Origin of the sequence: Occallatibacter sp. (assembly GCF_036502485.1) — a bacterium.
In the GTDB taxonomy this organism is placed as follows: domain Bacteria; phylum Acidobacteriota; class Terriglobia; order Terriglobales; family Acidobacteriaceae; genus Telmatobacter.
Map to the genome: position 1 here is coordinate 35,287 of NZ_DASXYM010000043.1, position 13,472 is coordinate 48,758.

Consider the following 13,472-nt stretch of genomic DNA (forward strand, 5'->3'; position numbering starts at 1 on the left):
TTAGATTCAGTCTCATAGCTCGCCTACGGAACAACGATCGTGTCGCCGGGTTGGACTACCACGTTGGAAGCGCGGTCGCCTTTCAGGGCTTGTTTGTATTGGATCGGGATGCGCAGGTCTTTCGCACTCTGCTTGCGAAGGACGTATATTTTCCGCACATTGGCGTACTGCGTGAGACCGCCTGCGCTGGAGATTGCTTCCAGCAGGGTCATACCATTTGTGATGTCCACCGGACCTACCTTGTTGACTTCCCCGATCAGGTAGGCTTTCCTGCTGTTGATCTGGCTCACGACGACAGTGACGTTGGGGTCTTGAATGTACTTCTTAAGGCGCTCGGCGATGTCATTCGCCAGTTCGCGCGGATTGGCACCGGCAGCCTTCACATCCCCCAGCAAGGGCATTGAGATCATCCCGTCTGGCCGAACGAGAAGATTCCCCGACAAGCTCGCCTCTCTCAACACCATCACGGTAAGCACATCAGCCGGACCGATCGTGTAGGCGCCGTTGGAGGCAGTACCGGAGTCCGGCGGTAGTGCCGATTTGGTGGCGGCCTGAAACACCGGCGGTAAACCCGCAAGCCTGGATTGCGCCAACCCACATGACAGTGAATACACGACTAGAAGAAGGGGCAAACCCCTGGAAATGGTCACGCTGTACCGCCTTTTGCCGATCTCTGTTGATCCTCGCTCTGAATGCGCTGAGGTTCATGGCGCAGGGCGTGGTGGCTCATCCCGGGTTCCGTCGCTGCGCTCCCGCGATTACGACGCGCGGCCTCCCGTACCTCGGAAACCGGCGCGTCTGCCGAAACGAGCGGACGCGCGCACTCCGACCTTCGATATGGGTTCGAATTTGGGCACGGATGCATAAATAGCTCTGCCTGAGTTGAAGCAATACGCGTGCCAAACTGCCTGAGCCGCCAGATCTTCCCCAGCCCTGCCGAATTCAGCGTCCCTTCATCGCTTACCCCTTCGAAAGTGGTTCGGAGCGGCAAGTGGAGATGGCCGAAAGAGAAACTCTTTTCGCATCCCCCGCCCTGCCAAGTGGAAACTGTTTTCCACTTTTGACGGAACGTCTCTGCCTCTTCGGCCCCTGCGAGGGGACAAACGAATTCCTAGCCCTGGGCAAGTTCTTCTGTAAACCGGACCTCCAGGTTGCCGCTCTCCCATAACGGGCGGCACGTCTTTGCTCCGCTGGGTAGCGAGTTCCTTGCTCCTCCCGTGATGGGCTCCCGCATGATCTCGCCAAATGAGAAAAGGGCCGGCATTCGCCCGGCCCTCTGCACTCCTCCGCTCTGCACGGCCGGCTAACCCACCGGCGGCGGAACAGGCGCGCCCTTCGGCGTCGACAAATACCCCTTCACCTGGTTCTTCGAATCAATCGAATTCACCACAATTTCAAAAAGAGATGGCTGTCCGCCGCTATAAAACTGCAGCGGCTCATTGATGTTCCGGTCCTTCTTTTCGTATTTCTTGTCGTCCGCATACACAAGCAGCGTGAACTTGCTCTTCTTGGCATCCGTCTTCTTCAACTCCAGGCTGACCGTCCCCACCGGCTGGCGCTGGTTCTTGCTCAGCGTGAACTCGTAATATGTCCGATCGCCCTTGTGCTTCAGAATCTCGAGTTCATCATGATTGCGCGCAATCAGGCTCGAGTGATCGCTCAGGTCCCCTCGCATTGAGGTCAGCGTCGCTACTGCCCCGGCAAGATCGTTCTTCGTCTTGCCCAAATCGGTCTTCACCCCACCCACGTCGGTCTTCACAGACGAGACATCGGTGGCAACCGCATTCACCTGCTGCGCGGTCTCCTTCTGCGCGGTCTCCAGGCGCCGCGCTGCAGCTTCCTGAGCATTCTCGCGGGCCAGCAGTTGCTGCGCCCGCAAATCCATCTGTTTCTGCGTCAGCCCTAGAGACTTGCCCAGTTCATCCGCCGTAACGCGCAGCTTGGCATCCGTCTCTCGCAGGTCCGCGGCCAGTTGCACATTCTTCTGCCGCGCGTCGGTGAGTTCCTGCTGCTGCGTGCTCAATCTGCCGCTCAGGCTCCACGCCCAGATCAGCGATGCCACCCCGCACAAAAGCGCAATACCTATGGCCGCAAGCAGCGCGCCGGAATAGCTTCTGGGTGCATTCTCGAGTAGGTCGTCTTTCATGGTCTGGTTTCGCACTCCTTGGCGGACCGTCCTGGCGTACCGCTCAGCTGTGTGGCGTCGTTCTTTGTTAGACGTCGCTGCTGCGCTCTCCTCAACGGAGTTTCCCATATTGTGCGGCACCTGCACCGATTTCACGCAAGCCTCTTCCGCAGATTAGGGGGAAATATAAGAATATCGGAAGAAAGCGCTCAACGGCGGAAGTCCCGCATCGCAGGTCGACCTCTCCACATTCTGCTCGCCGCGCCGTGACAACCACGGAATCGCTACGATATAAAGAAGTTTGCCCGGAATTTGCGCTGGCAGCCTCCTCCACGTCTCAACTGTTGCCCTTGGCCGCCAGGAACCATCTAAGTAAAGGGAGAATCTAAGAATTTATGTCAACTGCTGTTGCGGGTAAGGGTCTAGAAGGTATTGTCGCGGCGAACTCCGGAATCTGCTACATCGACGGAGACACCGGCGTGCTGGCTTATCGCGGAATCGATATTCACGAGCTGGCTGAAAACTCGACATTTGAAGAGACCACCTACCTGCTGTGGAACGGCATTCTCCCCAACGAATTCGCGCTGCGCGAATTTCAGCAGCAGCTCGCACTGGCCCGCGTGCTCGATCAGCGCATCATCGATTTGCTGAAGAGCTTTCCCACCTCGGCCACCCCCATGGAGGTCCTCCGCACTACGGTCTCGGCACTCAGCTTCTATGACGCTGACGAGAAGGACAATTCTCACGACGCCAATGTGCGCAAAGCCTACAACCTCACCGCACAGATCGCCATGATTGTCGCCATCTACGATCGCATCCGCAAGGGCAAGGAAATCATCCCCCCGGATCGCACCCTCTCGCACGCGGCCAATTTCCTGTGGATGCTCAACGGGGTGAAGCCTTCCGAAACCGCCACCCGCACCCTCGATATGGCGCTGGTGCTGCACGCCGACCACGAGCTGAACGCCTCCACCTTCGCCGCCCGAGTCATCGCCGCCACCCTCAGTGACATTCACTCCGCCATCACCGGTGCCATCGGCGCGCTCAAGGGACCGCTCCACGGCGGCGCCAACGAAGGCGTAATGCGCCTGCTGCTCAACATAGATAAAGCCGGCGCCGACCCTGTCGATTACGTCAAGAACATGCTCCAGGCCAAGCAGAAGATCATGGGCTTCGGCCACCGCGTCTACAAAACGGAAGATCCCCGCGCCACCCACCTGCGGCGCATGAGCGAGCAGCTAGGCAAAGATTCCGGCACGCCCAAGTGGTACGACATGTCCCGCGCCATTGAGCTCTACATCAAAGAAGATAAGAAGCTCAACGCCAACGTCGATTTCTACTCGGCTTCCACTTACCAGACTCTCGGCATCGACATCGACCTCTACACACCGATCTTTGCCCTGAGCCGCATCTCCGGCTGGGCTGCCCACGTCATCGAGCAGCTCGATGACAACCGCCTCATCCGCCCGCGCGCAGAATACATCGGCCCCGAATACCCGAGCCCCTGGGTTCCCCTCGAAGAGCGCCCCTGATATTCAATTCGCGTTCAGGAACCCAACGCCGGAGCACCTGGCTCCGCCGTTTGACTTTTAATGTGCGTTGCTGGAAGACCTCAACTTCGTCCTGTGCCCGGCGGCCTCCGCCACTAGTGTCGCGCCTTCCACATCAGGTAAAGTCCCCAGGCTGCCACGGTACACCCATCCCGGACCTCGCCATCCACCAGCATCCGCTCGAACTCGGACACCGCCACGTTCCGCACTACCATGTCGTGTTCCTCATCATCAGGATCCTTCTCCGCCTGCGTCAGTCCCGTGGCTAGGTACACATGCTGCTTCTGCCGCGTGAATCCATACGCAATCCACAGCGAGCCGAGACAGGTCATCTTCTGCGCGTGCAGGCCAGTCTCTTCTCGCAGCTCGCCACGCGCCAGATCCTCAGGATTGTCGACCGCCATCTCCCAGCCGCCCTGTGGCAGTTCCAGCGCCTGCTCCTGAATCGTGTATCGAAACTGCTCCACCAGCCAGATGCGGTCGCCTTCGATGGGAATGATGATAGCCGCGTCGTCCTTCTCAATGACACCGTAGATTCCCTGCCTGCCATTGGAGCGCAGAATCTCGTCTTCCCGCAGCCGCATCCATGCGTTGCGGTAAATCTCCCTGCTTGAAAGCGTTGTAATCGACGGAAGCGGCACGGCGGGGCTGAGACTGTCTTGATTATTCACAGGAATAGTTTGCCACGGCCCCAAAGCGCGGCGCACTGGAAGCGTTCGCCATGCGCATTTTGATTATAAAATCTAAGAATAGGACCGATGATCGGAGGCTGGTGAATGCCCCGGGTTAAGACTGGTTCGGCACGCCCGCCGCTGGCGCGCCCGGGCTCCGGTCATCCCGCAAGCGGTACTCGCGGAGTCGCCCCACCAGCGAGGCCGGCCCCGTGACCGAGAGATGGACGAGATTGCCCTCGTACTCCCGGCTGTGCACGACCATGCCGGCGTCAATGGCAGCCAGCACGGCACCCTCGTGCTGCGGAACCCGCAGGCTGGCATCGATCAGCGGGTCGGACCGCAGCGCCTCGTCGATCGCACGCAGCAAGTCGTCGATGCCCTCACCGGTCTTGGCGGACACCCCGACGGTCCCTGCGGGGACCGCTCCTTCCCGCACGACCTGCGGTTCGTCGCCGTTTAGCAGATCGACCTTGTTCAGCACCTCGATACGCGGCTTGTTGAGCGCCCCTAATTCCCCCAGCACTCGCTCCACCTGGACCCTCTGCTCTTCCCCGTAACTCGATGCCGCATCGCGAACGTGTAGCAGCACCTCCGCTTGCTCCACTTCTTCAAGAGTCGCCCGAAAACTGGTTACCAAAGTGTGCGGCAGGTTACGAATGAATCCCACCGTATCGGATAGCAGCACCTTTCGCCGGCTAGGCAATTCAATCGCCCTCAGCTTCGGATCGAGGGTCGCAAACATCTTCGACGACTCCAGCACCTGCCCCCCAGTGATCCGGTTGAAAAGCGTGCTCTTCCCAGCGTTTGTGTATCCCACCAGTGCTGCCGTCGGAACCGGAACCGTCTCGCGCCGCTGCCGCTGCTGCCGCCGAACCCGCCGCACGGCATCCAGATCCCTCTTCAATTGATCGATTCGCCGCTGAATACGCCGCCGATCCGTTTCCAGCTGAGTTTCACCTGGTCCGCGCGTGCCGATGCCGCCACCCGTCTGCGACATGGATTTGCCGCGCCCTGTCAACCGCGGCAACATGTATTCGAGCTGTGCCAGTTCCACTTGCAATTGGCCCTCGCGAGTTCGTGCATGGCGCGCGAAAATATCCAGGATCAACTGCGTGCGATCCAGCACCCGGCACGGCATGGCTGCGTCAAGGTTTCGCAACTGCGTGGGGGAAAGATCGTGATCGAACAGAATCAAGTCCGCCTCAGTAGACTCGGCAACACCCGCAATCTCCTCAATCTTGCCGGCTCCCACCAGCGTCGCGGGATCAGGCCGAAGGCGCCGCTGCAGCAGTTCTCCCGCGACCTCTGCGCCGGCGCTCAGCACCAGTTCGCGGAATTCGGCAAGTGATTCATCAGCATTTAAAGCAGTCGCGGAGACCCCGGCGGCGGCGGTGGTGCGCAACGGCTCAGAAGGAGGAAGCTCCAGCCCAACCTCAGGACGTACGGCTGCCCGCGCGCCTTCCACGCCTGCGCGTTTGGTGCGGGAGCGAACCTGCAGGTCCACTCCCACTAGGATGGCGCGCTCCGGCCGATTTCCCGGCTGCACGATCCTGCTTGATTTAACTGCCAATCGTTACGGCTCCACGAGGAGTATCTCCCGTCCCTGATGCGGAAGACGGTACACCCACCGGAGCAGGGCCCAGACTGGTGTGCATTCCGGGCGCGCGATGTTCGCCGTGCAGGACGCTTCGATTGCTCACCACGGTTGAAATTGCGTGCTTGAAGATCAACTGCTCCTGGCTATTGTTCTCCAGAAGAACCGAGTATTTATCAAATGAGCGAATCTTCCCCGTAAGTTTCACTCCGCTCACAAGGTAAATGGTGATGGGGGTCTTGTCCTTCCGAACGGTATTCAGGAAAGTATCCTGAATATTCTGTGCCGGCTTGTTTTCCATGATGCCGATCTCCTACTTCCTCTAGGGGTTAGATGGTGTGCGCAAACTTCCGGTGCAGACAAATCGACGGAGCGGCCTTCGAACTGCGAAAGCCGCCAAATTCCCGCAATGTGACAACTTTAGGCCAATTAGGGGCCGTTTTCAACTGCGCTTGAGAACAGATATCGGTAAGTAACCTGCCCCCGCGAAATGTGACGACCATTCGTACCATCCTCTAGAAGCCCGTCGCCGACACCCAGCCTGCCCAAGTCGCACTCAAACTTGATCATCAATCAGAACGCCCCTCGCCCGGTTTACCCTCAGGATGCCCCAGTTCGCTATGGGGTACAGTCGAGCAAAGAATTTTGTATCCTAGGAGAGACGGCCCGTTCGTTTGGCCCTCAGGCAGTTCGAAGGGGAGAAATTTTCCCACCCAGCTAAGCCAGTGCGATTCCCAGCGGATGGCAGCTTGGGCCCCATAAAAAGGATGCTTCCGAACTGCTGAAATCTCCAGGAGGACTAGGAATGGCAGAAACACCGAAGAAGAAGACAAGCACCACCAAGGCCGCCACGACCGCCAAAGCGGCCACCGCAGACAAAGCCACCACCGCGGCCAAGCCACGTAAGGTCGCCGCTAAGAAGGGCGGCAATGGCGTGACCGCAGATCCGGTCAGCCTCAACGGCCAGGCAGCCATCAATGACCAGCATGTTCCGCACGACGAAGTGGCGCGCCTTGCCCACACCTACTGGCAGCAGCGCGGACACAAGCACGGCCAGCACGAAGATGACTGGTATCGCGCCGAGCAGGAACTACGCGGAAAAGAATAGGAACCGGCCTCTTTCAGATCAATTGGAATTCAGCAACGCAAAGGCTGTAGGTCCCACCCGGGCCCACCGGATCTGACGATTCGTGCACGCCGGACCTGCCCTTACGCCAGTTTGCCGAGTAAAACAGGACAATCCTGTCCGGGTGCGTCCTGTTGAATTTCCCCGGCATGCACACAAAGTAAGGCTGTCCGCCCCCGGCTCCCCAGAGAACGGTCACGGTGAACCAAGGCCCCGTAATATTCTCGGATTCCAGAACCCACAGGTTGTACTGGCCGGCGTCTCCGTCGGCCCATCCGCCGCATGCGAATGCGAAGTAGCGCTTCGCAACCGGTAGCCATGTGATGTTCACGCAACCCGCTCCGCCCGGCCACTCGATGATCGGCCGAATGCGGCTGAAGTCCCGCGTCCATCGCTCGCCTCCGGCATAGAACTCCCATGCCGCCGGATCGTTCATCGTCTCGGGCGACGGGCGAACCCGCCCCAGCGAAATCGCGTCCCCGCTCGACCAGTTCGCAATCCCGTCGGGCGAGTACGTCCCGTGTCCCGCAAGATAAGCGTACCCATCCGGCGAGTGCTCCAGATCTCGCCCGAAATCAACAAAATGGGGCGTCCCAAACCGGATCGGCCCGCCGCCCGAACAACGCCCCGTCTCCGGAAACAGCGGCCGCTGATCGTCATGGGGAGATTCCTGCCAGGATGCGCCCCCATCCCGCGACATCCGAAACCCGCCAAATCCCCCCAACTCGTAAGTGATAGGGACATTGTGCTGGTTCAGCCACCGATGGCAGTAATAGCCGCCGTAGTACCAGATCCCCTTGTGAACTAGGTTCGCGCACGGATAATACCCCTCGTAACGAGGGCTGACCTGGCGAAACGGCTCCAGCGGCTTCACCGTCAGTGCAAACGGATCCTCACCCATCAGAATCGCGTTTCCACTCGTGGTGCCGCGGTCCGCCGGCGCAAAAATTCGGTCCTGGTCCGAGCTCAACCCAAGATCCCGAAGCCACGCCTCATGCAATCCGCCCGGCTGCTCCCACTGCGAATTGGCGCGAACATCCCGCCCAGATGAGTCCTTGACCCCGCCGTCGGTGTAGCTGCAATAGAGCGTGCCGTCTGCCGCCCAACCCGGATACCATGTATCCGCGCCAATCGTCTCCACATACTCTCGTTCGCGCCCGGTAAAGCGGAGCCCCTTGTAGCGCGGGCTTTGAGCAAGCGGGGGCGCCCCGGAGGGCGGCGCCAAAACCCGCGCAACCGGGCCCGTAATCGGACCCGACACGGCAAAGCGCAGACGTTCCGTGCACGTCGCGCCCGAGGTTTCCTGCCCGGCTGAGGTCGCCGCTGGTACCGCAGCCACCGCAGAAAGCGATTGCAGAAAGGTTCGCCGATCCATGGGCCCGCTCCCGGTCTTCCTTTGTGGTAGTTCTTAGAACATCCTCAGATCACCTTCCACCGGCGCGAACTTGAGCAGACCCATCTCGCCCGCCAGGCGCTCCAGACGGGCGCGTGTCGTCGCCGTGGGCGGCACCAGCGGCAGGCGTACCGCGTTGCTGCACTTCCCCATCAGGCTCAGCACCGTCTTCACGGGCGACGGGTTCGACTCCCAGAAATTCGCCTCGAACAGCCGCATATAGCGGCGCTCAATCTCGCGCGCCTCGCTCCACTGGTTTTCGAGTGCCGCATGAATCATCCGGCTGACCTCCTCCGGCGCCTCGTTCGACGCAACGCTAATGAGCCCCTGCGCGCCTGTCGCAATCGCCGCCAGCGCCATATTGTCATCGCCGGAAAATACCTTGAACGTCCGGGGCGCCCCGTGCAACACAGCGGCAATCTGCGGCAGCTTGCCGCTGGCTTCCTTGATGGCCTGAATGTTGGGCGCGGCCTCGATCAGCCGCACCACCGTCTCCGGCTCCAGGTTGACGGCCGTGCGCCCGGGCACGTTATACAGGCACACCGGCAGCGGAGCCACGGCCTTGGCCAGCGCCAGAAAATGCTGATACTGACCCTCCTGCGTGGGCTTGTTGTAATAGGGATTCGCCGATAGAACCGCGCTGACGCCCTTCACCTGGCGCAGTTGCGCCGCCATCCTCAGCAGCGTGCGCGTGGAGTTGTGCGTACATCCCGCCCACACCGGCACCCGCCCAGCGGCGGCCTCAATCACAATGCGAACAGTTTGCAGCCACTCGTCTTCTTCGAGCGTGGCCGCCTCACCCGTCGACCCGCACGCTACGATGAAGTCGATTCCCGATTCGATTTGCCAGTTCACCAGCGCCCAAAGCGCCTGCTCATCAATCACCCCGTCCGCGCGAAACGGCGTGACAATCGCAGTACCACAGCCAGTTGTATTCATGACAGGCTAGTTTATACCGCTCAGCGACCTTGGATTGCGATTCACGACCGCCTGCGCAGATAGCCCCGAATCGTCTATGCTGGCTCCTGCCTGGTTTAGGAACAAACCAGAAGTCGGCGGAGTCTACCTTTCCATGAAATCCCATGTGCGCTGGAGCCGAATCCTGCTGTGTGCTTCCCTGTACTCTGTCTTGCTCATCCTGAGCCTGACCGCACTAGTGCAAATCCAGCAACGCCACCTGCGCTGGCGCGCCGAGCGCCTTCTTGCCTACATTCGCGCCGTCAAGATGGGCAAAAGCACTTGGGCGACGCACAGAGCATTATGCACAAATGGGGAGCTTGGGGGCGCCTGGGAAGGCTCCTGTTCCATGGAGCACTGCGACTACCAGATCGCGACAGAAGATATGGCTCGAGCCCTCCCCGTCGTGGTCCTTCCAAGTGGCAGTCCACGAGTCGAACCGCACAGGTGGAGCATCTGGTTCATTAAGCATTATGTGATGCTTGGCGGCCGCCTCAGTCTTGTTTGGGCAAATTTCCAAGTTAAGAACGGCATCATTTGGACCAAGTCATTCTCCGTCTTCGCCGCCGTTAACCGCCATGACGCACCACAAGAATACTTCGATCTGCTCTCTGGCAACGCGAACGGAGCTTCACGGTTACGCATGGATGGACCGCCGTACTCGAAAGCGCAGCATCCGGAATATACGATCTACGCCGCGGGAACTTGCGCCCGCTGCGCAGGGTTCTGCAGCGGTTGCCAGCGAATCAGAGCGAATTTCACTCCTTTCGCGGACCCCAGAGTCTTGGAGCAAATCTTTGAGTTCAAGCTCTCTTGCCTCACCCGTTGGCGCGACTGCGACCAGGTGGCTGAGATCATGCCGGGGCTTGGCGCTGCTGCTCGGAAATGACAACGAGGAATATGAGATCCTCAACCGGACTGAGCCGCGATGCCGTTGTTCTCTCGACTTGGTCGGTCGCGACTTCAGATATGTTTCAATCTCCAGGATTCACTCGATGCGCATATCGCGTGAAAATGAACCTCCGCTGGTCTGGGTAACCTTCGAACATTTGCGGAGTTTGAAAAATCGCGCTACTCCGCTATGGCGACACGAAGAACCGCTGGGACGCCCGGACACCATGCTGCCAAGCGCGGGAGCGTCGGGGACCTCCGGTTGGGTAGTCAATCAATCCGTCTCTACAATCTTCAACCCGACGAGCCCGATATCGTGTCCCCGTTCCTCGACTCGTGCAGCATCATCAGCTACTCCGGCGCCTCGTTAGGCGCGGTTAAACGGGGAATTGCACGGGACGTCTTGGCCGACGCGCCCTAGAAAACGTCGCAGCGCCTTCCGCTCACAACTGATTGAAGATCTCCCGAAAATCCCAAGCCCCCGCACCCTGCTTCGCAACCCACTCCGCGGCCCGCACCGCTCCCAGCGCGAACCCGCGTCGCGTCGCCGCATCGTGCCGAAGCTCCAGCACGTCGATGTCGCTCTTGGCGGTCACCACATGCTCGCCCTTCGCATCCCCCACGCGATGCGAAGCCACCGACACATCCGCCTTAGGCCGTATCGACTGAATGATCTCCTTCAGCGTCAGCGCCGTCCCCGACGGCGCATCCAGCTTCGAGGTGTGATGCGTCTCCTCGATTGAGAATGAGTATCCATCCAGCTGTGCAAGCTCTGCCGTCAGCCGGAACAACTTCTGCACGCCGATAGAAAAGTTCGTGCCATACAGCAGCGCCCCGCCGCGCCGGTGCGCCAGCTCTTTCATGGCCGCCAACTGGCCATACCACCCCGTGGTTCCTACCACGATCCGGCACCCCAGCGCCAGCACCGCGCGCATGTTCTCCACCGCCGCGTCAGCATTGGTGAAATCGATCACCGCATCCACCCCAGCCAACGTAGGTCCGGTGAGCGCCGACGCGCTGCGGTTCTCTGCCATATCCAGAACGCGCACACCATGGCCCCGCTCGCGCGCAATCTCCGCCACCAGCGAGCCGGTTTTCCCCTTGCCGAGTACCAGAAAGAGCATCTCGAGTCTCCCTTATTGGCCGGCGGAAGCCGCGCCTTCTGCCCTATAAAAGCGAGCCCGAACCGCGGGCGTGCCGTTCAGTGACGTCACCTCGTCGAGCGCTCCCACGTATGCCCCGCCATTCAGCCAGTCATACTTGCCCTTCGGCGCTTCGAACGTCGGCGTGGTCAACAGCGCGCCCTGCCTTCCGTCGGAACTCTTGCACTGCTTACCCACATTGCCGGCGTCGATAATCGCGCCGTCATTCGTCTGGATCATGGGGTCGGCATGAATAGTGAAACAGCCGCCAGGCGATGCGGGTTGCCAGTCCCATTCTCCGGGCATAACCTTGCCTCTAAGCCGCGGCCCTTCGAAAGTTCCGCCGGTGATCGGTACGATGTTGCGCTTGCCTTCAGGTGTTTCTGCCGACGCCTGCGATGGGCCCAGCGTAACCGGCTCCTCATAGACTAACTCCAGCTTCGGAATCGCCAAAAGCGCCCGTGCCGCCGTCAGCGCGCCAAGCTTCGGCACAAACAGAACCGCAGTCTCCAGCAGCGAAAGTGCAGCTTCTGCGCGCAAGGCCATGTCTTACTCCCGCGGGCTGCCGGAGCTTACCGCCTGCGCAACCTGCTTCCGCGCCTCCACATCAAAGATCGCCGGATCAGGATCCTGGAAGAACACCCCATGCAGGCTGCGCACCGCCTCGTCTGCGTCCTCCTCATCAATCATGAAGCTCATGTTGATCTCGCTGGCTCCCTGCGAGATCATCCGCACATTGATGTGGCGCACCGCCGCAAACACCTGCGCGGCCATCCCGTTCTGCCCGCGGATATCTTCCCCCACCATGCAGATCAGCGCCTTTTTGCCCTCGTACTTCACGTCCGCCAGCTTGCTCAGGTCCGCTGCAATCAAGGGCAGCTTGTCGTTCGAATCCACCGTAAGCGAGACCGACACCTCGCTGGTCGAAACCATATCCACGGGCGTCTGGTGCTTGTCGAAGATCGTGAAGATCTCCTTCAGATACCCATGGGTCATCAGCATGCGGCTCGCCACCACGTCAATGATCGACAGCTTCTTCTTCACCGCAATCGACTTGAACGGGCTCTTGCAGTGCGGCGCCAATGAAATGATGCGCGTGCCCTCATTTGTCGGATTCTTGCTGTTCAGCACCAGCACCGGGATGTTCCTCTTCACCGCCGGCAGAATTGTCGCAGGGTGAAGCACCTTCGCGCCAAAGTACGCCAGTTCCGCCGCCTCTTCAAAGCTGATTACCTTCACCCGCAGCGCGTCCGGACACACCCGCGGATCGCTGGTCATGATGCCATCCACATCCGTCCAGATCTCGATAGCCTCAGCCTGCATCGCTCCGCCAATCAGCGCACCCGTGAAATCGGAACCGCCGCGGCCCAGCGTCGTCGTGATTCCCGCCTCATTCGACCCGATAAACCCGCCCAGCACCGGAACCTTTCCCTCATCCACAAGGGGCCGCACCTTCTCCGCCGCCCTCTTCTCAATGATGGAATCAATCGGAATCGCCTTCTGATACTGCGAATCGGTGACCACCACCTCGCGCGAGTCCACATGCGCAGCGATCACCCCACGTTCGCAAAATGCCGAAGCGATCATCCGGCTCGAAATCCGCTCGCCGTAGCTGACGATCAGATCGGAAATCCTCGGCGTCAATTCCAGAATCGCAGCCAGTCCCCGCAGAACCTCATCCAGCTGATCGAACTTCTGGTCAATCCAGTTCACCAGTTCGGCCGCTTGCTTGTGATCCTTCACCAGCGCAGCAGCCGTGTCGCGATGCCGCGACCGCAGCCGCGAGCTGATCGCCAGCGCACCGGTACGGTCCCCCTGCGAAGCCGCCCCGGCGCAGCGCAGAAGCTGATCCGTGACCCGGGCCATGGCGCTCACCACCACCACAGGCTTTTTTCCTGCTGCCACACGTCCGGCGACAATCGAGGCGGTCCGATTGATCGCCGCGGGATCTTCCACCGATGTCCCGCCGAACTTCATAACCACAAGGCTCATGCAAATCCCACTCTTCGGAAAGTCAGGG

The 13,472-nt window shown here is 60.2% G+C and carries 13 protein-coding genes; 3 read left to right on the top strand and 10 right to left on the bottom strand.

Annotated elements, in window-relative coordinates:
- Positions 1-23: 23 nt before the first annotated feature.
- Together VGL22_RS06840 and VGL22_RS06845 are read right to left on the bottom strand one after the other, a co-directional pair.
- Positions 24-593 carry a polysaccharide biosynthesis/export family protein gene (locus VGL22_RS06840; protein WP_465266156.1) on the bottom strand — a complete coding sequence of 190 codons (570 nt, stop codon included), beginning with the start codon at positions 591-593 and terminating at the stop codon, positions 24-26.
- 710 nt (positions 594-1,303) lie between these two features.
- Entirely contained in the window at positions 1,304-2,146 is an 843-nt protein-coding gene (locus tag VGL22_RS06845; protein WP_465266157.1) for a hypothetical protein, read from the bottom strand.
- Positions 2,147-2,520: 374 nt separating this feature from the next.
- Here VGL22_RS06845 and VGL22_RS06850 point away from each other — a divergent pair, with 374 nt between their 5' ends.
- Positions 2,521-3,657: a citrate synthase gene (locus VGL22_RS06850; protein WP_465266158.1), complete on the top strand. Its 1,137-nt coding sequence runs from the start codon at positions 2,521-2,523 to the stop codon at positions 3,655-3,657.
- Positions 3,658-3,770: 113 nt separating this feature from the next.
- On the opposite strand, the gene VGL22_RS06855 is transcribed toward VGL22_RS06850, so the two are convergent.
- The 3 genes from VGL22_RS06855 to hfq all read right to left on the bottom strand — a co-directional run bounded on the left by VGL22_RS06855 (position 3,771) and on the right by hfq (position 6,244).
- Positions 3,771-4,346, bottom strand: coding sequence for an NUDIX domain-containing protein (locus VGL22_RS06855; protein ID WP_465266159.1), 576 nt, complete (start codon positions 4,344-4,346; stop codon positions 3,771-3,773).
- A gap of 115 nt (positions 4,347-4,461) precedes the next feature.
- The gene (gene hflX, locus VGL22_RS06860) at positions 4,462-5,919 is read right to left on the bottom strand and encodes a GTPase HflX (protein ID WP_465266160.1); all 1,458 of its coding nucleotides are present in this window, start codon (positions 5,917-5,919) and stop codon (positions 4,462-4,464) included.
- Positions 5,909-6,244, bottom strand: a complete 336-nt coding sequence (gene hfq, locus VGL22_RS06865; RefSeq protein ID WP_465266161.1) for an RNA chaperone Hfq — start codon at positions 6,242-6,244, stop codon at positions 5,909-5,911. The genes hflX and hfq overlap by 11 nt, the downstream gene beginning before the upstream one ends.
- Before the next feature lie 504 nt (positions 6,245-6,748).
- Between hfq and VGL22_RS06870 the strand changes: the two genes are divergently transcribed.
- Entirely contained in the window at positions 6,749-7,051 is a 303-nt protein-coding gene (locus VGL22_RS06870; RefSeq protein WP_465266162.1) for a DUF2934 domain-containing protein, read from the top strand.
- Positions 7,052-7,064: 13 nt separating this feature from the next.
- Here VGL22_RS06870 and VGL22_RS06875 read toward each other — a convergent pair whose 3' ends face one another.
- Together VGL22_RS06875 and dapA are read right to left on the bottom strand one after the other, a co-directional pair.
- The gene (locus VGL22_RS06875) at positions 7,065-8,444 is read right to left on the bottom strand and encodes a hypothetical protein (RefSeq protein ID WP_465266163.1); all 1,380 of its coding nucleotides are present in this window, start codon (positions 8,442-8,444) and stop codon (positions 7,065-7,067) included.
- A 33-nt stretch (positions 8,445-8,477) separates the two neighbouring features.
- A complete protein-coding gene (dapA, locus tag VGL22_RS06880; RefSeq protein WP_465266164.1) occupies positions 8,478-9,401 on the bottom strand; it encodes a 4-hydroxy-tetrahydrodipicolinate synthase in 924 nt (307 codons plus the stop codon).
- A gap of 133 nt (positions 9,402-9,534) precedes the next feature.
- On the opposite strand from dapA, the gene VGL22_RS06885 reads away from it, so the two are divergent.
- On the top strand, positions 9,535-10,308 hold the full coding sequence (locus VGL22_RS06885; RefSeq protein ID WP_465266165.1) for a hypothetical protein: 774 nt from the start codon (positions 9,535-9,537) through the stop codon (positions 10,306-10,308).
- Positions 10,309-10,753: 445 nt separating this feature from the next.
- On the opposite strand, the gene VGL22_RS06890 is transcribed toward VGL22_RS06885, so the two are convergent.
- The 3 genes from VGL22_RS06890 to lysC are packed head-to-tail and all read right to left on the bottom strand — an operon-like array spanning position 10,754 to position 13,444.
- Positions 10,754-11,434: a 4-hydroxy-tetrahydrodipicolinate reductase gene (locus tag VGL22_RS06890; RefSeq protein WP_465266166.1), complete on the bottom strand. Its 681-nt coding sequence runs from the start codon at positions 11,432-11,434 to the stop codon at positions 10,754-10,756.
- 12 nt (positions 11,435-11,446) lie between these two features.
- Positions 11,447-11,998, bottom strand: coding sequence for a DUF3237 domain-containing protein (locus tag VGL22_RS06895; RefSeq protein WP_465266167.1), 552 nt, complete (start codon positions 11,996-11,998; stop codon positions 11,447-11,449).
- Positions 11,999-12,001: 3 nt separating this feature from the next.
- Positions 12,002-13,444 (bottom strand): lysine-sensitive aspartokinase 3, encoded by a 1,443-nt coding sequence (gene lysC / locus VGL22_RS06900; protein WP_465266168.1) that lies wholly within the window; start codon positions 13,442-13,444, stop codon positions 12,002-12,004.
- Between the last annotated feature and the right edge of the window lie 28 nt (positions 13,445-13,472).

What these genes read in the sequence shown, in the direction of transcription:
- hfq (WP_465266161.1), bottom strand. Translation starts at nt 6,244, where the DNA reads ATGGAAAACAAGCCGGCACAGAATATTCAGGATACTTTCCTGAATACC.
- VGL22_RS06845 (WP_465266157.1), bottom strand. Translation starts at nt 2,146, where the DNA reads ATGAAAGACGACCTACTCGAGAATGCACCCAGAAGCTATTCCGGCGCG.
- VGL22_RS06890 (WP_465266166.1), bottom strand. Translation starts at nt 11,434, where the DNA reads ATGCTCTTTCTGGTACTCGGCAAGGGGAAAACCGGCTCGCTGGTGGCG.
- dapA (WP_465266164.1), bottom strand. Translation starts at nt 9,401, where the DNA reads ATGAATACAACTGGCTGTGGTACTGCGATTGTCACGCCGTTTCGCGCG.
- VGL22_RS06895 (WP_465266167.1), bottom strand. Translation starts at nt 11,998, where the DNA reads ATGGCCTTGCGCGCAGAAGCTGCACTTTCGCTGCTGGAGACTGCGGTT.
- VGL22_RS06875 (WP_465266163.1), bottom strand. Translation starts at nt 8,444, where the DNA reads ATGGATCGGCGAACCTTTCTGCAATCGCTTTCTGCGGTGGCTGCGGTA.
- VGL22_RS06885 (WP_465266165.1), top strand. Translation starts at nt 9,535, where the DNA reads ATGAAATCCCATGTGCGCTGGAGCCGAATCCTGCTGTGTGCTTCCCTG.
- VGL22_RS06870 (WP_465266162.1), top strand. Translation starts at nt 6,749, where the DNA reads ATGGCAGAAACACCGAAGAAGAAGACAAGCACCACCAAGGCCGCCACG.
- VGL22_RS06850 (WP_465266158.1), top strand. Translation starts at nt 2,521, where the DNA reads ATGTCAACTGCTGTTGCGGGTAAGGGTCTAGAAGGTATTGTCGCGGCG.
- lysC (WP_465266168.1), bottom strand. Translation starts at nt 13,444, where the DNA reads ATGAGCCTTGTGGTTATGAAGTTCGGCGGGACATCGGTGGAAGATCCC.